The organism is Paraburkholderia sp. RL17-373-BIF-A (assembly GCF_046030175.1).
Taxonomy (GTDB): Bacteria; Pseudomonadota; Gammaproteobacteria; order Burkholderiales; family Burkholderiaceae; genus Paraburkholderia.
The window spans coordinates 25,125-44,407 of sequence record NZ_JARESO010000018.1 but is presented as its reverse complement, the minus strand read 5'-3'; the positions used below and the strand labels follow the sequence as shown (position 1 = coordinate 44,407).

Annotated in this window: 17 protein-coding genes; 9 read left to right on the top strand and 8 right to left on the bottom strand. The window is 63.7% G+C overall.

All coding sequences use genetic code 11. From position 1 onward, the window contains the following. The first annotated feature begins 202 nt into the window (after positions 1–202). Entirely contained in the window at positions 203–1,477 is a 1,275-nt protein-coding gene (locus tag P0D80_RS22435) for an EAL domain-containing protein (protein WP_408286779.1), read from the top strand. Here the strand turns inward: P0D80_RS22435 and P0D80_RS22430 are convergent. Continuing rightward, entirely contained in the window at positions 1,433–2,419 is a 987-nt protein-coding gene (locus P0D80_RS22430; RefSeq protein WP_408286778.1) for a sigma-70 family RNA polymerase sigma factor, read from the bottom strand. The genes P0D80_RS22435 and P0D80_RS22430 overlap by 45 nt on opposite strands. A gap of 300 nt (positions 2,420–2,719) precedes the next feature. Here P0D80_RS22430 and clpP point away from each other — a divergent pair, with 300 nt between their 5' ends. Together clpP and P0D80_RS22420 are read left to right on the top strand one after the other, a co-directional pair. Then, the gene (gene clpP / locus P0D80_RS22425) at positions 2,720–3,367 is read left to right on the top strand and encodes an ATP-dependent Clp endopeptidase proteolytic subunit ClpP (protein WP_408286776.1); all 648 of its coding nucleotides are present in this window, start codon (positions 2,720–2,722) and stop codon (positions 3,365–3,367) included. 243 nt (positions 3,368–3,610) lie between these two features. After that, the gene (locus tag P0D80_RS22420) at positions 3,611–5,053 is read left to right on the top strand and encodes an NYN domain-containing protein (RefSeq protein ID WP_408286775.1); all 1,443 of its coding nucleotides are present in this window, start codon (positions 3,611–3,613) and stop codon (positions 5,051–5,053) included. 210 nt (positions 5,054–5,263) lie between these two features. On the opposite strand, the gene P0D80_RS22415 is transcribed toward P0D80_RS22420, so the two are convergent. From P0D80_RS22415 to xseA, 4 genes are all read right to left on the bottom strand, one after another. Further along, a complete protein-coding gene (locus tag P0D80_RS22415; RefSeq protein WP_408286774.1) occupies positions 5,264–7,030 on the bottom strand; it encodes a pyrrolo-quinoline quinone in 1,767 nt (588 codons plus the stop codon). 260 nt (positions 7,031–7,290) lie between these two features. Further along, the gene (locus P0D80_RS22410) at positions 7,291–7,848 is read right to left on the bottom strand and encodes a glycine zipper family protein (protein ID WP_132373361.1); all 558 of its coding nucleotides are present in this window, start codon (positions 7,846–7,848) and stop codon (positions 7,291–7,293) included. 383 nt (positions 7,849–8,231) lie between these two features. Next, on the bottom strand, positions 8,232–8,810 hold the full coding sequence (gene sodB, locus P0D80_RS22405) for a superoxide dismutase [Fe] (RefSeq protein WP_132373360.1): 579 nt from the start codon (positions 8,808–8,810) through the stop codon (positions 8,232–8,234). A 220-nt stretch (positions 8,811–9,030) separates the two neighbouring features. Continuing rightward, on the bottom strand, positions 9,031–10,410 hold the full coding sequence (gene xseA / locus P0D80_RS22400) for an exodeoxyribonuclease VII large subunit (protein ID WP_408286771.1): 1,380 nt from the start codon (positions 10,408–10,410) through the stop codon (positions 9,031–9,033). Between the two features lie 567 nt (positions 10,411–10,977). Here xseA and lpxK point away from each other — a divergent pair. The 5 genes from lpxK to P0D80_RS22375 all read left to right on the top strand — a co-directional run bounded on the left by lpxK (position 10,978) and on the right by P0D80_RS22375 (position 15,046). Beyond that, complete coding sequence (lpxK, locus tag P0D80_RS22395) at positions 10,978–11,994, top strand: tetraacyldisaccharide 4'-kinase (RefSeq protein ID WP_408179822.1); 1,017 nt, start codon at positions 10,978–10,980, stop codon at positions 11,992–11,994. After that, positions 11,975–12,178: a Trm112 family protein gene (locus P0D80_RS22390; protein ID WP_007180583.1), complete on the top strand. Its 204-nt coding sequence runs from the start codon at positions 11,975–11,977 to the stop codon at positions 12,176–12,178. The genes lpxK and P0D80_RS22390 overlap by 20 nt, the downstream gene beginning before the upstream one ends. Before the next feature lie 149 nt (positions 12,179–12,327). Further along, complete coding sequence (kdsB, locus tag P0D80_RS22385) at positions 12,328–13,128, top strand: 3-deoxy-manno-octulosonate cytidylyltransferase (protein ID WP_408286769.1); 801 nt, start codon at positions 12,328–12,330, stop codon at positions 13,126–13,128. Positions 13,129–13,342: 214 nt separating this feature from the next. Further along, on the top strand, positions 13,343–14,008 hold the full coding sequence (gene adk, locus P0D80_RS22380; protein WP_132373356.1) for an adenylate kinase: 666 nt from the start codon (positions 13,343–13,345) through the stop codon (positions 14,006–14,008). Positions 14,009–14,287: 279 nt separating this feature from the next. Further along, on the top strand, positions 14,288–15,046 hold the full coding sequence (locus tag P0D80_RS22375) for a 3-hydroxyacyl-CoA dehydrogenase (protein WP_168795051.1): 759 nt from the start codon (positions 14,288–14,290) through the stop codon (positions 15,044–15,046). 119 nt (positions 15,047–15,165) lie between these two features. Here P0D80_RS22375 and P0D80_RS22370 read toward each other — a convergent pair whose 3' ends face one another. Together P0D80_RS22370 and murJ are read right to left on the bottom strand one after the other, a co-directional pair. Then, a complete protein-coding gene (locus P0D80_RS22370) occupies positions 15,166–16,008 on the bottom strand; it encodes a SirB1 family protein (RefSeq protein ID WP_132373354.1) in 843 nt (280 codons plus the stop codon). Between the two features lie 5 nt (positions 16,009–16,013). Further along, a complete protein-coding gene (gene murJ, locus P0D80_RS22365; protein ID WP_408286767.1) occupies positions 16,014–17,564 on the bottom strand; it encodes a murein biosynthesis integral membrane protein MurJ in 1,551 nt (516 codons plus the stop codon). Positions 17,565–18,079: 515 nt separating this feature from the next. Here murJ and rpsT point away from each other — a divergent pair. After that, positions 18,080–18,358 (top strand): 30S ribosomal protein S20, encoded by a 279-nt coding sequence (gene rpsT / locus P0D80_RS22360; RefSeq protein ID WP_020069158.1) that lies wholly within the window; start codon positions 18,080–18,082, stop codon positions 18,356–18,358. Between the two features lie 202 nt (positions 18,359–18,560). Here rpsT and P0D80_RS22355 read toward each other — a convergent pair whose 3' ends face one another. After that, the gene (locus P0D80_RS22355; RefSeq protein ID WP_132373352.1) at positions 18,561–18,905 is read right to left on the bottom strand and encodes a DUF3579 domain-containing protein; all 345 of its coding nucleotides are present in this window, start codon (positions 18,903–18,905) and stop codon (positions 18,561–18,563) included. Between the last annotated feature and the right edge of the window lie 378 nt (positions 18,906–19,283).

The following is a 19,283-nucleotide window of genomic DNA, read 5'->3' as shown; positions in this document are numbered from 1 at the left end:
GGCCGCACCAGCGAAGTGCGAACCGTCGCCTTCGCACCCGTGCTGGCGCACAATCGTCTAATCTGAGTGTGACAATCGGGCATGCGTGCTGTGTTTCCGCACGCGCATAGTTCTTGCTCGCCAATCCTGTAAACTCACATCTTGCGCGTGCGAACTTGTGTCGAGCATGCAGGCGCGCAGCCACCTCCACACGACTGACATGATGAGCATGATCGAACTCGATCCTCCCGGCTTCCAGCCACCGCGCCCGATGGCCGGCGACGAAGGCTCCCGGCGCACCGTTCTGTACGGCGGCTACACTGTTTTCAGCGTGTTCCAGCCGGTTTTCTCCGTGTCGCACCGGCGCGCGATCGGTTATCACGCGTCGCTGCGCGCCCATGACGAACACGCACTGCAAGTGCCGTCCCACGAGGTTTTCACGCAAGCCGCACGACGCGGCGACCTGCTCGAACTCGGGCGGCTCGCCGAATCGCTGCATCTGGGCAACTTCAACGCGTTCGACAGTCACGACGAATGGCTCTTCCTGAGCCTGCACCCCGCCGCGCTGATGGACACCAGTTACGGCGACGCGCTGCTCGCCGGCCTCAAGGCGCTCGGCCTGCCGCCGCAGCGCGTGGTGCTCGAAGTGTCCGAACAGGCGGGCGGCGAAACCACGCGCTTTGCCGAAATCGTCGACGCGCTGCGTAAATCCGGCTTCCTGATCGCGCTCGACGGCTTCGGTGCGAAGCATTCGAACATTGACCGCGTGTGGAATCTGCGGCCGGATATCGTCACGCTCGACCGCTGCATTCTCGCGCAAGCCAGCGAACATTCGCACATTGAACGCGTGCTGCCGGGCCTCGTCTCGCTGCTCCACGAATCCGGCCAACTAGTGCTGATGGGCGGCCTGAGCACCGAACGCGACGCGCTGATCGCGCTCGAATGCAACGTGGACTTCGTGCAAGGCGCGTTTTTCGCGGGCCCGAGCGTCGAACCGGTCAAACCGCAAGCGGCGGCCGGTTTGATGGACTCGCTATCCGCGGCGCTGCGCGAACGGGTCACCGCGCGCGAACACGCACAATCGGCACGGCTCGCACCGTATGTCACGGCGCTCGAGACGGCCGCCGCGCAACTGGTGGCCGGCGAGTCGGTCGCGCAAGCCACTGCGCCGCTTCTGATGCTCGGCGAGACGGCACGCTGCTTCGTGCTCGACGGATCGGGCCGGCAGATCGGCGACAACGTGCTCCCCCCCGGGCGCGCCTCGCAACGCGCCAAGCGTTTCCGTCCGCTGCTGCATTCGGAAGGCGCAAGCTGGGAGCGCCGGCCATACTTCATCCAGGCGATGCGCACACCCGGCTACGTGCATCTCACGCCGCCTTATCTATCCATCAACGAAGCGCATCTGTGCGTGACCGCCTCGATCGCCGCGCACACGCCGACGGGCACGCAGGTGCTATGCGTGGACATCAACTGGGAAGTCGCAGCCCACCGCAACTGAGCTCATGGCGCTCTGCTGGATCCGTGCGAGCAGTTGCGAGACTGCCGCGCGGCCCAGCATGCGGTTGGTGGCTCGCAGACGCGCCGCGCTGGTCACCACGCGCAGCGCGACGATCTTCGTGGAACCATCCTCCAGGCTGTTCGTGGACACGTCGAGTACTCCGACGACATCGCCCTCGAAGAGCAACGCAATACACAATGTGCCCGCCACCGATACGGTCTCGGCGTTGCTCGCGTGTTCGACGAGCGACGTTACCGTATCCATCCACCCAGCCACCGCCGGTTCAGACGTGCTCACCGGCGCGCACACAGGCGCGTCGCTGACGACTTCCGGCGCGTCACTAAAGAGCCGCAATAAGCCGACTCGATCCTGCGCCTCCAAAGCCGTGCGCAAGCGCTCGACGATCCGCGCATGCGCTGCGGGATCGGCGGGCTCCACCGGTGCACCCGCGCGTTGCAGACGCGCCTTGGCCCGATGGACGATCTGCCGGCAGGCCGCCGGCGTTCGCTCGAGAATGGCCGCGATCTCCGCGTAGTCACAGTCAAACGCTTCGTGCAGCACGAACGCTGCCCGTTCGTCCGGTTTCAGACGCTCGAGCAGCAGCATCACGCCATAGGACATCTCCGCCGCGCGCAAGGCCAGTTCTTCGGCCGATGGCGCCACCTCGTCGAGCCACAGCTCCGGCAACCAGCCGGCGGCCTGCGACGCGCGTTCGCGCTGCACACGCCGCAGCCGGTCGATCGCCACGCGCGTGGTGATCGTGGTGAGCCAGGCGACAGGTAGCTGCACCTCCTGCGTGTCCGCGAGGTGCCATTTCAATCCGACGTCCTGCACCACGTCTTCCGCTTCGGCGCGGCTGCCGAGCATCCGGTACGCCAGCGCGAGCAGGCGGGCGCGCACGGCCTCGAAGCTGGATGCCTTGTCGATTCCTTGTTCTGTCATACGTAGACCTCCAGATCGTGCGTGGTGAAAAGCGCGCGGCGCCCTGCCTGCGAAATGATCCGGGTGCGCGCCGACATCCTGATTCTTTTCGTCTTGACGGCTGGGCATCGAGCGATGTGACAGGTCCGCAAAAAAATATTTCTGTCACGGCGCCCTGTGTCCCGTCGTCATAGGGACAACAACCAGCGCAAGGAATGCGCAGGTTACGGAACGGCTAAGGCGCAGCCTGGAGGCTTCGCGCCATGAAGCCACACGCTCCGCACAAACCGCGGTCACCCAGACCGCATACGCGAGGTCAATATGCAGTCCAGCCATTCAACCATCACCGGCCTTGGCCTCGTGCCCACCGTGATCGAACAGTCCGGCCGCGGCGAGCGCGCCTACGACATCTATTCGCGCTTGCTGCGCGAGCGCATCGTGTTTCTGGTCGGGCCCGTCAACGAGCAATCGGCCAGTGTGATTGTCGCCCAGTTGCTGTTTCTGGAGTCCGAGAATCCCGACAAGGATATTTCTTTTTACATCAATTCGCCGGGCGGTTCGGTGTACGACGGCCTCGCGATCTACGACACCATGCAATTCATCAAACCGGAGGTATCGACCTTGTGCACCGGCTTCGCCGCGAGCATGGGCACCTTTCTGCTGACAGCCGGTCAACGCGGCAAACGGTATGCCTTGCCGAACGCGCGCATCATGATTCATCAGCCGTCGGGCGGCAGCCAGGGCACGGCGGCGGACGTCGAGATTCAGGCGAAGGAAGTGCTCTATCTGCGAGAGCGCCTGAATGCGATAACGGCCGAGCGCACCGGGCGCAGCATCGAGGAAATCGCCCGCGACACCGACCGCGACAACTTCATGTCGGCGCAGGCCGCGAAGACGTACGGTCTCGTCGATGAAGTGCTTGAAACACGCGCGGCGCTGAATGTCGCGCCGTATCACCAGGATAGGTAGCACGGTGGCCCGTGTGGTCACCCACTGCGAACCAACGCCGTAGGGCTGTAACGCTGAGACTGTTTAGGCACGGTGTCGGCATGCCTGCAAGAACCCTGGAGAACGTCACAAAAAGCGCGCGCCGTCGGGGGTTCGCGCCGCCCGTATCGGTGCGCCCGGAACACAAAAGCTGATCACCTCCGCTGGAATCGCTATCATGGTCGCGATTCGTCCAATTCGACGATCGCTTCAATGGAGATATACATGGCGTCATCCAACGAAACTGTCAGCATGGCGCTATTCTGCGACTTCGAAAACGTCGCGCTCGGCGTGCGTGACGCGAAGTACGACAAGTTCGATATCAAGCTGGTGCTCGAACGTCTGCTGCTCAAGGGCAGCATTGTCGTGAAGAAAGCATATTGCGACTGGGACCGCTACAAGAGTTTCAAAGGCGCGATGCACGAGGCCAATTTCGAATTGATCGAAATTCCGCACGTGCGCCAATCGGGCAAGAATTCCGCCGACATCCGGCTCGTGGTCGACGCGCTCGACCTGTGCTACACGAAATCGCACGTCAATACGTTCGTGATCATCAGCGGCGACTCGGATTTTTCGCCGCTGGTGTCGAAGCTGCGTGAGAACGCCAAGCAGGTGATCGGCGTCGGCGTGCAGCAATCCACGTCCGATCTGCTGATCGCGAACTGCGACGAGTTCTTCTTTTACGACGACCTCGTGCGGGAGAGTCAGCGCACCGTCGCCAAGCGCGAGTCGTCGCGCCCGCAACAGTCCGCCCAGCCGGCGGCCAAACGCGCGCCCGACGAGGAGAAGACCCGCAACAAGGAAGACCTCGAGAAACGCCGCACCAAGGCGGTCGAAATCGCGGTGCAAACGTTCGACGCGCTCGCGTCCGAACGCGGCGATAGCGGCAAGATGTGGGCGTCGGTGCTGAAGAACGCGATCAAGCGCCGCAAGCCGGATTTCAACGAAACGTACTACGGCTTTCGCGCTTTCGGCAATCTGCTCGAAGAAGCTCATGCTCGCGGGCTGCTCGAGTTCGGCCGCGACGAGAAGTCGGGCGCGTATGTGTATCGAAGCACGGCCGCGAATGTGGCCGGCGACAACACGGGCGAGCCCGTGGAAATCGTGGAGTCGGCGGAACAGTTGTATGAGGCGCAGGTCGCCGAAACGGTGATCGCCGAGTCGGGCGGCAAACACGAGTCGCGCCGTCGAGGACGAGGCAATCGCAAAGCAGGACGCGGCCAACAGGAGACCGTGTACGAAGAGCGTACGACCGTCGAACATGGCGGTGGCGCTCAGGCTCAAGCGGACGATGTGCACGAGCAAGCGCCGGAAAATGCTGAGTTCGCTTTTGAACTGCCGGAAGCGCCTTTCGCGGAGGCTGAAGCCGCGAACGCTGAAGAATCCGGTGGCTCGGAGAGGTCGGCAGAAGCAGACGAGCGAGATACGAGCGGCAAGCAACCCAAGCGCCGCAGCGAACGCGCGCCGCGCAAGACGGCTGCGAAGCGAGCAAAGAAAGCTGCGCCGCGAAGCATCGACGATATTCCGGAGATCGCAGCGCCCGCTGAAGCGCCGGCCGCTTCTGCCACAGCGGAAGAAGCGCCTGCGCCGGCAAAAAAGGCCGCACGCAAGTCGGCGCCGCGCAGTCGTCGTCCGCGTAAGACGGCCGCTACGAGCGATGCGGAGTGAGCGTGATATCTGGCGCGGTGTGTAGCCGTGCCGATGTCGCTGCAACTGCATTAGCCCAGCGCCAAACAGAAAGCCCCTGCTCCGCAAAAAAAGGAGCAAGGGCTTTTTCATACCGCGATCCAGATAACCCGCAAGCCAATCACCGACACCCACGCGAACACACTCAACTACAGCCGCATCTCACCCAACGCGAAACCATCCCCCTTCCGCTCACAACAACCCAAACACCGCCACCCCATTAGTAGCGCCGACATACACCTTGCCGCGCGCAATCATCGGCGTGATGAATTTATTGCCCGCGCCCCATTGATCGCGCGTGCCGGCCTGGTTGCTGTTGTACAACTCGACGGCGAGATTGCCCGCGTTGTACGCGTGTAACGCGCCGGTCGTGCCGTTTTCCGCCGCCCAGACAATGCCGTTGCTCGCGCCGTTCGCCGATACGGCGGGTGTCGCGCCCGGATACGGGAAAGTGGTCGGACTCCTCGACGCCGCAGTAGTCGCAAGGAACGCCCCCGAGACCGGCAGCGCCTTCAGGTTGTCGTTCAGCCCGCCGTAATAGACCACGCCGTTGTAGTAAGCCGGCGATCCCCAGATGCCACCCGCCAACGTGCCGATCAACTCCTGCCAGATGTTGTTGGCCGTCGGGTTGAATTTGCCCATCGAGTCGCGATCGACGACGTAGATGCGGTTGTCCTTGCCGGCCGCCACCGCGAGATGCTTGACGACGCCTCCTGTCGTGGTCTGATCCGGCAACACCATGGCGCCGCCCGAGCCGAAATCGTTGTCGGTGGCCGCTTGCGTGACCACGTCTGACATCGCGAAGTAATCGGTGACCTGCAGGTTGCCCAAGGAGAGCTTCATCATCGAGTCGCCGAAGTCGCCGTCGACGGGAAAGCCCTGCGCATTCAGCGTGGTGCCGAACGTGCCGTTGCCGTCCACGACGTAGAGCGACCTGCCGTCCGACGCCATGCCCGAGCCGGCCATCCAGATCGAGCCTTGACTGCCGTTCGGCGTGATGTTGATCACGCTGGTCTGTTTCAGCGTGTCGGCGCTATAGGCCATCATCCAGCCGGTGTACGAGCCCCCCATGCAGTGCGCGGTCCAACCCATGTAGATGTTGCCGCCGACCAGCGTAAGTGCCGCGCGCTCCGTATGCAGCGACGGGTTGAAGGTAATCACCCCGTTGACGCTGCCCGCGCCGTTGCCCGGATAAGTCGCCGCGATTTCCGTCGGACCGCCGAGCACTTCGGCGCCGGTCGCCAGATCGAGCGCATGCAGCCGGTGATGGTAGCCGCCGCCACTGTCTTTCGTCATCGCCACGGCATACAGCACGCCATTCGTGCCGCGACTGCGGTCGATGACCGGCGTCGACGTAATGCCGATCTCAGGGGTGATGTCCTGGCATCCGTGGTCGTCGCTGGGCGTTTCGCCGCTGCCGATCAGCGAGACTTTCCACAGTTGCGCGAAAGATGTGGCGTCGTAGGCGTAGACGCTATCGTGTTCGGTGACCACGTAGACCACGTCGTGGGCCGTGCCGCCGATCGACAGGCTGGTGACGAAGAGCGGCTGTCCGTCGACCTTGCCGTCCGCGGCAAGAAACGCGACCTTGCCGAAACTCGCCGAGTTGACGTTCGCCGGTGTAAGCGTGGTCTCGGCGAGCATCTGACCAGTGCGGCCGAGATCGTTGTGATGCATGAGGACGTCGGTGGCGTAGGCCGTCACCGCTGCCGGTGTGTTGCCCGTGCCGGTCGTTCCGGTGCCGGTGCCCGTGCCGGTGGTCGAACCCGTACCGCTACCGGAACCTGTATCCGAGCCGCTCGACGTGCCACTTCCGCTCGCCGACCCCGACGTGGCGCCCGAACCACCGCCGCCACACGACGCGAAACAGGAGGCGACGGCAATCAGCGCCACTACCGTGCCCCGACGGGTCCATGCGCCGAGCCCGGATGTCTCAGCGCCAGCTTGCGAGATTCGCATTTTCGCCTCGCCTCTTGAACGATGCGACGGTCAGCTCCGCACAACCAACGGTGCGCGCCGTGACTCACGTCGCGTGCCGCAAGAGAGGAGCCCGCCACGCGCGTCTCCCGCTCGCTGAACACAGTCATCGCCCTTACGGCTGATTAACCGTACGCTGTTTGCAAAGGCGTTTATCGCCATCGTGTCGCCTCTCTCCGCCATACGAGGCAATACGTGACGGCGATACGATTCAGTGGCCCCGGACGCTCGGCGAAATTCGATCAGTAGTACGGATAGGGCGCATACATTACCGGCGGCGGCCCGTAATAACGGGGCGGCGGAGCAACATATACCGGTTGCGGCGCATAGACCGGCATCCGCGGCTGCGAAATCGTGTTGCCCTTTGACACCATGCACTGCGCGTACGCCGCGTCGTACTGCGCCTGGAGGCTACCGCCCGCGTACTGTGCGCCGTTGGCGCCGGTCGCGCCGCCGATCAGCAAGCCGCTGCCCGCGCCAATGGCCGCGCCCGCGCCGGGATTGCCTGCCGCTGCGCCAAAGAGCGCACCGACAGCGGCACCGCCTAGCGTGCCGATAGCCGCGCTATTGACGCTGTTCGTGGTCGCGGCCTGCGAGGCGCCGGTCGCGTTGGTCGAGCGATAAGCGTAGTCGCGGCAGTTGTAGTCGTCCTGCTGGAACTGATTGAGCGGCTCGCCGCTGCGCGGCAGCGCGACGATGGATGGACCGCTCGGCGGCACCACCGCGCAACCGCCGAGGAGCGCCAGTGCGACCGCAGCCACAGGCAATGCGACGCGTATCGATTGAGGACTTGAGATCATGGTGGCGCACGTTTCTTCATAGGGGAAACATACGTTAGGCCAATTTGCGGGCGCTTTGTTTACGAGATAGTTACCGTATTTTTTCCGCCTGCATCTGGACACGCTGTCGGCAGGCTGAATGCGAATTGGAAGCCGGCGTGCCGTTACCAACTGTGACAAAGATTCATGCGCCGCGGCGTGTGAAAAGCAATCCTATGCATCTCGGGCGCGAGCCCCGTCGAGACCCTTCGACGCACTGACGCGCGACAGCAAGCCACGCCAGGAAAAAGAAAAGCCCTCGCATTCGAGAGCTTTTCTTTCCTGCAATTGCTACGGAGTTCGACGATCAACGCCGCGACCGGATCAGCCAGCCGGCGGCGCCAGTTTCAAACTCACCGGCAATCTCACGCGAAGTTCTTCGACGCGAATTCCCAGTTGACGATGTTCCAGTACGCTTCGACGAACTTCGGACGCGCATTGCGGTAGTCGATGTAGTAAGCGTGTTCCCACACGTCGATCGTCAGCAGAGCCTTCGCGTCGGTGGTCAGCGGCGTAGCGGCGTTGCTCGTCGACACGAGGTCGAGCGAACCGTCGGCCTTCTTCACCAGCCATGCCCAGCCCGAGCCGAACGTGCCGACCGCGGTCTTGGCGAACTCTTCCTTGAACTTGTCGAACGAACCCCACTTGGCGTTGATCGCGTCAGCGAGCGCGCCGGTCGGCGCACCGCCACCTTGCGGCGACAGGCTGTTCCAGAAGAACGTGTGGTTCCACACTTGAGCTGCGTTATTGAACACGCCGCCGGATGCCTTCTTGACGATTTCTTCGAGCGACAGGTTCTCGAACTCCGTGCCCTTGATCAGATTGTTCAGGTTGGTCACATAGGTCTGGTGATGCTTGCCGTAGTGATACTCGAGCGTCTCTTCCGACATGTTCGGCACGAGTGCGTTTTTCGCGAACGGCAGCGGCGGGAGCGTATGTTCCATGGTGCTTTCCTTCTGTCTGTATCTGTTGTGGGGGGAGTCTGCGGATAACGCTTTTGAGCACTCGATTGTAGGCGACTTGGAATAACCCCGCAAACCAACGGACTTTATGCCCGGCATTGGCGAACACGCCGCGCGCACAGCGTAATTAGTGCTTGCGCACCCGGTGTGCCCGGCCCTCGCAACAGTCAAAAGTACAGGCGCCGAGGCCGTCGGCGAAGTGTCAGAAACCGTCGGTCAGGCGCGGCTGCACATCGGCGAGCGCGATATCCGCGGCACCTTCCGCAAGATGCACCGTCAGGCGCCGTCCCGGCTTCAACGACGACGGCGCGCGCACCGCGCGTCCACTCTGGGCGTCGAGCACGGCGGCATAGCCACGCTCCAGCGTACGCTGCGGACTCAGCACTTCGAGACGCGCAGCGAGCGTGTCGATGCGCGCGGTCTGACGTTCATGCTGGCGTAACAAAGCCGCGTCCAGACGTTGCGAAAGATTGCCGAGTTTCGCCTGATGCCCGGCGAGATCCGGACGCCAACGCTGCCAGCGCATCTGCAGCAGCGAAAACCGCGCTCGCGCGTCGCGCACCGGACGCGCGCCCGCCGATGCCAACCGCACGCTCAATTGCTGCAGATGCGTGCGTTGCCGCGCGAGCCGCTCGGCCGGCGACACCAGCCGGCGCGCGAGCCAGTCGAGTTGCTGCGCGCGCCGCTCCATCATGCGGCCGAAGCCGCGCGCGAGCGTCGCGTGGCGGTGATCCAACTCGCGCAACAGCAGCACGCGCTGCGGACTGACGAGTTCGGCGGCGCCGGTGGGCGTCGGCGCGCGCACGTCCGCGGCAAAGTCGGCGATCGTGAAATCGGTTTCGTGGCCCACGCCGCTAACCACGGGAATCGCGCTTTCGGCGATCGCGCGCGCCAGCACTTCTTCGTTGAACGCCCACAAGTCTTCGATCGAGCCGCCGCCGCGGCACACGATCAGCACGTCGACTTCGCGCCGCGCGTTGGCGGCGTCGACCATCGCGGCGAGCTTGCCGCTCACGCCCACGCCCTGCACCGGCGCCGGATAAATGATCACCGGAATGTGCGGTGCGCGCCGCGACAGCGTGGTCAGGACGTCGCGCAACGCCGCGGCCTGCAACGACGTGACGATGCCGATCGCCCGCGGATGCGTCGGCAACGCGCGTTTGCGTTCGGCGGCAAAGAGCCCCTCGGCTTCGAGCTGCGCTTTCAGCCGGAGGAACGCTTCGTAGAGACGCCCCTGTCCGGTGCGCCGCACCGCTTCCACATTCAGTTGCAGTTCGCCGCGCGGCTCGTACATCGTCACCAGCGCGCGCACTTCGATGCGGTCGCCTTCGCGCGGCGTGAATTCGGCGTATTGCGCCCGCCCGCGGAACATCACGCAACGCATCTGAGCCTGCGCATCCTTGATCGAGAAATACCAATGGCCGCTCGCGGCGCGCGTGAAGTTCGACACTTCGCCGGCGACCCAGACGAGCGGAAATGAACGTTCGAGCATCGTGCCGATCGCGCGATTGAGCGCCGAAACGGGAACGACGACCTCACCGCCGGGCGTCGCCGACGAGGAAAAAGGGCTTTCGGGATTCATGCGAGGAATATGGGTGGCTGGCCGGACAGACGATAGACCGACCGGCCATCCGCGTCCAGCGCGGCGCTCGAATTGTTAAAAGTGTCCACATGGCGGGACCCGCCAGACGGATCCCGCCAGATTGCCCGCGAGGCCGCATGAATTCCAAGCATGTCGTTGATTTATATGGTGTTTACATCTCGCCAAAGAGAATGATTGCCGATACCGGGCGCGCGGAATGGCCTTCTCCGCCCGTCGGACGGCAGGTTCTCCACAAAGTTATCCACAGGCTGCGAGCAACGCCGGAAGTGCGGTTTCGTCGCGCGGCGCATGGCGCGCGGCTTGCCGTGCGTGACGCTCGCGCGCTAGAGTGGCGGGTTCGACGGCATGCCGAACGCCCCGCGGCGCCCGGCATTGCGGCACACTGCGAAAGTGCGTCCGTTGCCGCCTCGCTTCATTTTTCGCCTCACTTTCGATAGTCCGGAGAACCGCGTTGATGCTTGCCCCGCGTATTGCGCCTAGCTCCTTCACGCCGCCGTCCCGGCGCCTTTTAGCGAGCGGCGCGCCACTCGTCTGCGCGACGTGCCCATGAGCGAAGTCAGCAACCGTCTCGAAGCACGCCTCGCGCGCGAATGGCAACAGCGCGGCCCCCTCGCCTGGGCGCTGTCGCCGCTCGCCTGCGTGTTCGGCGCGATCGCCGCCGCGCGCCGCGCGGCCTTTTCGTTCGGCTGGTTGAAATCGGTGCGCATCGGCGTGCCCGTGGTGGTGGTCGGCAATGTGACCGTCGGCGGTACCGGTAAGACGCCGACCGTGATCGCGCTGGTCGAGGCGTTGCGCGCCGCGGGCTTCAAACCCGGCGTGGTGTCGCGCGGCTACGGCGCGCGCGTGAAGACGCCGACGCGGGTCACTTCCACCTCTGCGGCGAGTGTCGGCGGTGACGAGCCGCTTCTGATCGCGCGCCGCACCGGTGCGCCGGTATGGGTCTGTCCGGATCGCGTGGCGGCCGCGCAGGCGCTGTGCGCCGCGCACCGTGAAGTCGACGTGATCGTGAGCGACGACGGCTTGCAGCATTACCGGCTCGAGCGCGACGCTGAATTGGTCGTGTTCGATCACCGGCTCGGCGGCAACGGTTTCCTGCTGCCGGCCGGCCCGCTGCGCGAGCCGCTGTCGCGCCGCCGCGACGCGACGCTCATCAACGATCCTTACGCGCGCACGCTGCCGGCGTGGCCGAACACCTTCGCGCTGCAACTCGCGCCCGCCGACGCGTGGCATCTGGACAATCCCGCGTTGCGCCGTCCGCTCGCGCAGTTCAGCGGCGATCGCGTGCTCGCGGCAGCAGGCATCGGCGCGCCGGAGCGCTTTTTCGCTACGCTGCGCGCCGCCGGCCTCACGCCCGCCACGCGCGCACTGCCGGATCACTACGCGTTCGAGCGCAATCCGTTTACGGACGTGGACGCCGACGCCATCCTGATAACGGAAAAGGATGCGGTAAAATTAGGGTCCTGGCACGACGCGCGCATCTGGGTTGTCCCGGTCGAAGCCGCGCTCGATCATCGCCTCATTGCATTAGTTGTGGAGAAAGTCCGTGGACGCTCGCCTGCTTGAAATTCTCGTCTGCCCGATCTGCAAGGGCCCGCTCAGCTATGACCGCGCCGCGCAGGAGCTGATCTGCAACGCGGACAAGCTGGCCTATCCGATTCGCGACGGCATTCCCGTCATGCTGGTCGACGAAGCGCGGCAGACCGTAGAAGGCACGCCGGTCGATCTGAATCCGGGCTCGGTGGCCTGAGTCAGACTGCGCTCGCGCGCGGCGGCCGCCATGCCAGTGTGGCGCGTGTCGCGAGCTGAATCCGTCGACTTGTCCGTTCGCGGCCGCGCTGCATGCGCGGCCGATTTCTTCCGGCTTCATCGCCGCCCGTCTTTGCGCTTGCCTTGCCGATGACCCACGCCAACACCACCACTCCCCCGTTTATCGCCGTCGTGCCGGCCCGGCTCGCCTCGACGCGTCTGCCCAACAAGCCGCTCGCCGACATCGGCGGCAAGCCGATGGTGGTGCGGGTCGCCGAACGCGCGCGCGAATCGGGCGCGCAGCAGGTGCTGGTCGCCTCGGACGCGCAAGCGGTGCTCGACGCCGCCCGCGACCACGGCTTCGAAGCGGTGTTGACGCGCGCGGACCATCCGTCCGGCACCGACCGTCTCGCGGAAGTCGCGGCGCAATTCGGCTGGAGCGACGAGACGATCGTGGTCAACGTGCAAGGCGACGAACCGCTGATCGATCCGGCGCTCGTGTGCGGCGTTGCGTCGCACCTTGCGGCGAGCCACGGCTGCGCGATCGCCACCGCCGCGCACCCGATCACCGACCCCGCCGAAATCTTCAACCCGAACGTCGTCAAGGTCGTGCTCGACGCGCGCGGCGTCGCGCTGTACTTTTCGCGCGCGCCGATTCCATGGGCACGCGACGCCTACCAGCCGCACTGGCCCGATGTCGCATCGATGCCCGCGCCGCCCGCGCCCGCGGTGGTTCATCGGCATATCGGGCTGTACGCGTATCGTGCGCAATTCCTGCGCACGTATCCCAGCCTCGCAATCTCGCCGATCGAACAGGTCGAAGCGCTCGAACAACTGCGCGCGATGTGGCACGGCGAGCGCATCGCGGTGCTCGTCACGCACGACGTGCCGCTGCCCGGTGTCGACACACCCGCCGATCTCGCGCGCGTGCAGGCTTTATTCGGGTCTTGAGCGGAAAAACCCATGGCATAATCGGACGGTTGTGCGCGCCTCCCGCTACACGCGAGAGTCAGGGTTTGCCCGGTCGCGCCGTCGCCGTCTTGCAGCGCCGTCGTCTTCGACGTGCAGCGCGAGACCTGGAACGGCAGCCGATGCGGGTCCCCTCGACGCATCGTGGGACGTCCGCAGCGCCACCAAAGAACTCACATAGATCTGGAGATATCACATGCGTTTGATCCTTTTGGGTGCGCCCGGCGCGGGCAAGGGCACTCAGGCGACCTTCATCAAGGAAAAGTTCGGCATTCCGCAAATTTCCACTGGCGACATGCTGCGCGCGGCCGTCAAGGCAGGCACGCCGCTCGGCCTTGAAGCCAAGCGCTTCATGGATGCCGGCGAACTGGTCACGGACGAACTGATCATCAACCTGGTGAAAGAGCGTCTGCAGCAGCCGGACTGCGCGAACGGCTATCTGTTCGACGGTTTTCCGCGCACCATTCCGCAAGCTGAAGCCATGAAGCAGGCCGGCGTTCCGATCGACTACGTGCTGGAAATCGACGTGCCGTTCGACGAGATCATCGTGCGCATGAGCGGCCGCCGCTCGCACGCGGCGTCGGGCCGTACGTATCACGTCAAGTTCAATCCGCCGAAGGTCGAAGGCGTGGACGACGTGACCGGCGAACCGCTGATCCAGCGCGACGACGACAAGGAAGAAACCGTCAAGAAGCGTCTGGAAGTGTACGAGGCGCAAACCAAACCGCTGATCGAGTACTACAACACCTGGGCGAAGAACGGCGATTCGTCGACCCCGTTGACCGCGCCGCAGTATCGGCGCATTTCAGGCCTCGGCAGCGTCGACGAAATTCGTGACCGCGCGTTCGAGGCGTTGAAGTAAGCTCGTTTGCGTCTGTCTGTGATCGCTTCTGCAAAAACCCGCCCCTTGCCGGCGGGTTTTTTTATGCAACGCGTGGCGCGAGTGCGGTGCGCTTTCTCTATCCGTCCGCGCTCAGTATTAATTAGCCATCCGTAATGGTTTGCTCTGCCTGCGACCACTGACAGCGCGTGAATCGGGCGCCGGCCCGCTTCGCTTTCCGCATTGCAGCATAGCCGTTACAATCGATCATCGAAAAGATATTCGATCTAGACATTACTGAACCGTAGCAAAGGAGAAGACATGGAGATTCGTGACAACGTTTTCCTGATCACCGGTGGTGCATCGGGTCTAGGCGCAGCCACGGCGCGCCTGTTCGTCGAAAACGGCGGCAAAGTCGTGCTCGCCGACCTGAATGTGGATGCCGGCGAGGCGCTCGCGAAAGAACTCGGCGGCGTCTTCGTCAAATGCGATGTGAGCCGCGAAGACGACGCCACCCAAGCCGTCGAAGCCGCCACCAAGCTCGGCACGCTGCGCGGCCTCGTCAATTGCGCGGGCGTCGCGCCGGCCGTCAAAACGGTCGGCAAGGACGGCCCGCATCCGCTCGACTCGTTCGCGCGCACCGTCTCGATCAATCTGATCGGCACCTTCAACATGATCCGGCTCGCCGCCGCGGCTATGTCGAAGAACGAGCCGAACGCGAATGGCGAGCGCGGCGTGATCATCAACACGGCGTCGGTGGCCGCGTATGACGGCCAGATCGGCCAGGCGGCTTATGCAGCGTCCAAGGCCGGCGTGGTCGGCATGACGCTGCCGATCGCACGCGACCTGTCGCGCAACGCGATCCGCGTGATGACGATCGCACCGGGCATTTTCGAAACGCCCATGCTGCTCGGCATGCCGCAGGAAGTGCAGGACGCCTTGGGCGCGATGGTGCCGTTCCCGCCGCGTCTCGGCAAACCGGCGGAGTACGCGATGCTCGCCAAGCAGATCTTCGACAATCCGATGCTCAATGGCGAAGTGATTCGTCTGGACGGCGCGATTCGGATGCAGCCGAAGTAAGCCTGCATGCGGCGCGCGGTTTCGTATAGCCCACGCCAGTGAAAAACGCCTGCACATGATCATCATGTGCAGGCGTTTCTTTTGCGTGGCTCGGGTACGACGCGCGGCCGCTTGCTCGTTTACTCGCGGTCGTCGTGCTGTGTCCGCTGACGCAGTTCGTGCAATTGCGACTCCACCACGGTCGCGTCCTCGGCATCCGGCCGGTCGCCGAGATAGCGCTCGAGATCTTCAAGCGCCGGGCGCAGGTAATCGAGCCGCGCATAAGCGAAGCCACGATCGCGCACTTCCTCGATACTCTCCGGCAGCAGGATCACGAGACGCTGCTGCACCGCCAGCAGACGCTGCCAACGTTCCGTCTGAAGATACGTGGACTTCAGATTGCGCAGCATTCGCGCGATGATCTCGCGGCGCGTGGCCGGTTGCAGCAGCATGCGCAGCGCCCTGCTCACCGATTCGCCCGCCGACGCCACATACGGCTCCAGCATCTCCACCATCTCCGATTCGGACAGCGAGTGTCCGCTGGTCGGATCGAGCATGACGTCACCGTCAGGCGTCGTCACGCGTAACAGGAAGTGACCGGGAAACGACACGCCGCGCGCTGGAACGCCGATCTGTTCGGCCATTTCCAGATACAGCACTGCCAGCGAAATCGGAATGCCACGGCGGCGCTTGAGCACCGCGTTCAGATGGCTGTTGTCGGGGTCGTAATAATCGTTGAGATTGCTGGCGAAGCCCAGCTCTCGAAAGAAGAACCGGTTCAGAATGCCGACCTTCTGCTTGATGTCGGCATCGTCCGGCATGCGACGCTGCAGGCGCACCACCAGTTCGTCGATCTCGGCGAGCGTGCCTTGCAGATCGAGATCGGGATAGGCGTCCTGCGCGAGCGAGAGCGCCGCCTCGGTCAGCGGAAGACTGTCGTCTTCGGCGACGAGCGTGCTGAAATAGTCGAGAACTCGCGTCATCGTGATCACTTCACTCGCCTTTTGAAATACGCGTACTTGAAGCCCATCAGCCAAAGCATACCGAAATATAGCGCGGCGAACAGAACGAGGCACGCTGCGAGCAACACCATGCGGTCGACCGGGCGGCTATGCATGCCGATCCAGTCGAAGCTGATGGCCAGCCAGTGCATCGTGCCGGCCAGCACCAGACAGGCGCCGAACAACTGCACGAAGAATTTGAGCCAGCCGCTCGACGGCCTATAGATGCCGCGCTTGCGCAGACCGAGAAACAGCAGCAGCGCATTACCGCAAGCGCCGAGCCCGACGCTCAGCGTCAAGCCCGCATGCGCGAAAATCGGCACGAACAGATAGTTGCTCAACTGCGTGAGGATCAGCACGCCGACCCCGATCTTCACCGGCGTCTTGATGTCCTGCTTCGCGTAGAAACCCGGCGCGAGGATCTTGATAAGGATCAGGCCGATCAGGCCGACGCCATACGCCGACAGCGCGCGGGAGACCATCACCACCGAATTGCCGTCGAACTTGCCGTAGTGGAACAGTGTGGCGGTCAGCGGCTGCGCGAAGAAAAATAGCGCGACGGCGCTCGGCGCGGCCAGCAGGAAGGTGACGCGCAAGCCCCAGTCGAGCAGCGACGAGTATTCGTGCGGATCGGCATCGACGTGCGCCTTGGAGAGGCTCGGCAGCAGGATCGTGCCGAGCGCGACGCCCAGCAGCGCGGTCGGAAACTCCATCAGCCGGTCGGCGTAGTTGATCCACGACACGGCGCCCGGCCCGATGCGCGACGCGATATTCGTGTTGATGATCAGGCTGATCTGCGCGACCGAGACGGCGAACATCGCGGGCACCATCTTGGACAGCACGCGCTTGACGCCGCGATGCGCGAGCGCCTTCACCGGATTCAGGCCGATGCGCGGAATCATGTCGATCTTCTTCAGCCCCGGCAGCTGCACGATGAATTGCAGCACGCCGCCGGCGATCACCGCCCATGCAAGCGCATAAACCGGCGTTTGCAGACGCGGCGCGACGAACACCGCCGCGACGATGAACGCGACGTTCAGCAGAACCGGCGCGAACGCGGGTAGCGAGAAGTTCTTGTACGTGTTCAGCACGCCCGACGCCAGCGACGTCAGCGAAATGAAAATGATGTACGGGAACATGATGCGCGTCATGGTGACCGCGAGGGCGTACGCCTGACCTTCATGCGCAAGGCCCGAGGCGACGATGAACACGACGCCCGACGCGCCCACCACGCCGATCAGCGAGAGGATTGCGAGCGCCCAGGCGAGCACCGTCGACGTGGCGTCGACCAGCGCTTTGGTGGCGTCGTGGCCCTGCTGGTTCTTGAACTCGGCGAGGATCGGCACGAAGGCCTGCGAGAACGCGCCCTCGGCGGAGATACGGCGCAGCAGGTTCGGAATGCGGAAGGCGACGTAGAACGCGTCAGTGTATTGACTGGCACCGAACGCGCGTGCGATCAGCGTTTCGCGGGCCAGTCCGGTCACGCGCGACAGCAGCGTGAAGCCGCTGACCGTCAGCAGGGCTCGGAATAGATTCATGGGGCGCTTATTATACGGGTGCCGCGAGTGCGGACGACGAGCCGGAACGCGATTCGGACCGATTTGCCGCGCGGACGTTCGATCCGATGAATGGATCGGCGCGTTTTTTGTGGCCCGGCCGCGCCGTCCTGGGACCGCTGGACTCGCCCCGCGCCCGCCTTGTGCCCCGGGGGCGACACGCTCGCGCCCGATGCGCCGCCGACTGGGCGCAGGTCTTTACGCAACACGGCGGCGCAGCGTCATAGCGCTTTCCCGTTGCCACGTGCCTGATTTTGTTGCTATAATCGCCGGTTTCGAAGCTCGCTCAACTTTCGGACGGGGTTTGGAGCGGCGCCACAGCGCCTGCCAAGACCCTCGCGCACCCCGAAAACACAGGCCTGCCTTCGCGTAGTCCGATCGATTTTTTTCGACACTTTTGCGCTCTTGGGCAATCGCTTCCAAGAGTTCGATCTAAAAGCAGCACCTCACCACTTGAAGGTCAGGTACTGGAAACAGGAACAGGATAAGGAACCGTCATGGCTAACTCCGCACAAGCACGCAAGCGCGCCCGCCAGGCCGCCAAGGCAAACTCGCACAACTCGGCACTGCGCTCGAAGTTCCGCACGGCTATCAAGGCTGTCCGCAAGGCGATCGACGCCGGCGACAAGGCCAAGGCCGCTGAGATCTTCCAGGCATCGTCGAAGACCATCGACATCATCGCCGACAAGAAAATCGTTCACAAGAACAAGGCTGCTCGCCATAAGAGCCGTCTCGCTGCAGCCATCAAGGGTCTGCAAGCGTCCGCAGCGCAGTAATTCCGGTCAGCCCGCTTCGGTGGGCTACCTCCTGTTTCCGCTGCACAGAAAAGCCCGCCTCGGCGGGCTTTTTTGCTTCGGACCGACAGATCCGCACTGTCTCGCGCAATTCGTCGCGCGCATGACTAACGGACTGCCCATAAAAAAACCCGCTGCCAGCGGGTTTTTTACTTTTTGCCTTCGCCAATCAAGCAGGTTCGCGCTAGATCACGTGTCTTTTCTCTTGCGGCGCGGCGTGCTCAAGTTGCAACTCGCACGCCTCGGTCACGACCAGGTCGTTGTCTTTCGCGAAGTTAAGGACGAAGTCGAAAGCCATGGGCTCGATGTCGCGCAAGCGCGAATCGAGAATCACGCACTTGAGGTCGCCGATCATGGTCGGCCGGACATACAGCGAGTACTGCAAATAGGCGTTCGGCCCCTTCCTTGCGCCGGGGCCGAAACAGGCCATGACGCCTGCGAGACGCTCCGACCAGTCGCTCGGCCGAAACTTTTTTCCCGTCGACGTGATGCCCTGAATGAAATATTCGGTTGGAGCTGCTTCGGCCATGTAGGAATACCTGTGTGACTGCCCAGCGGGATGACGGCAAAGCGGACGACGAAACGGCTCTGAATTGCCTGGGACTCGCCGACCGTGCCACGATGGCGAGCCGCATCACCAGAAACCGCGAAGAGCCGGCCAAGCCACCTTGTCGCTCGTCATGACGGCGCACCGCAAGCAGGTTGTTCCGAACCGCGCGAGCCGTGTCCCACAAGCGGAATACCGGCCTGCTGGGCTTTGGGATAACCCGTAGATTATAGCGCAGCGGACCTTTTTCCGCAGCGCACACAAGACATATGCAACGGTTCCAGGAGCGTTCCACAAGGCTTTCAGACAGCTTTCCCGGCCTCTTGGCCGACTCGTCAAACCGGGCGAAATCCTTTATGC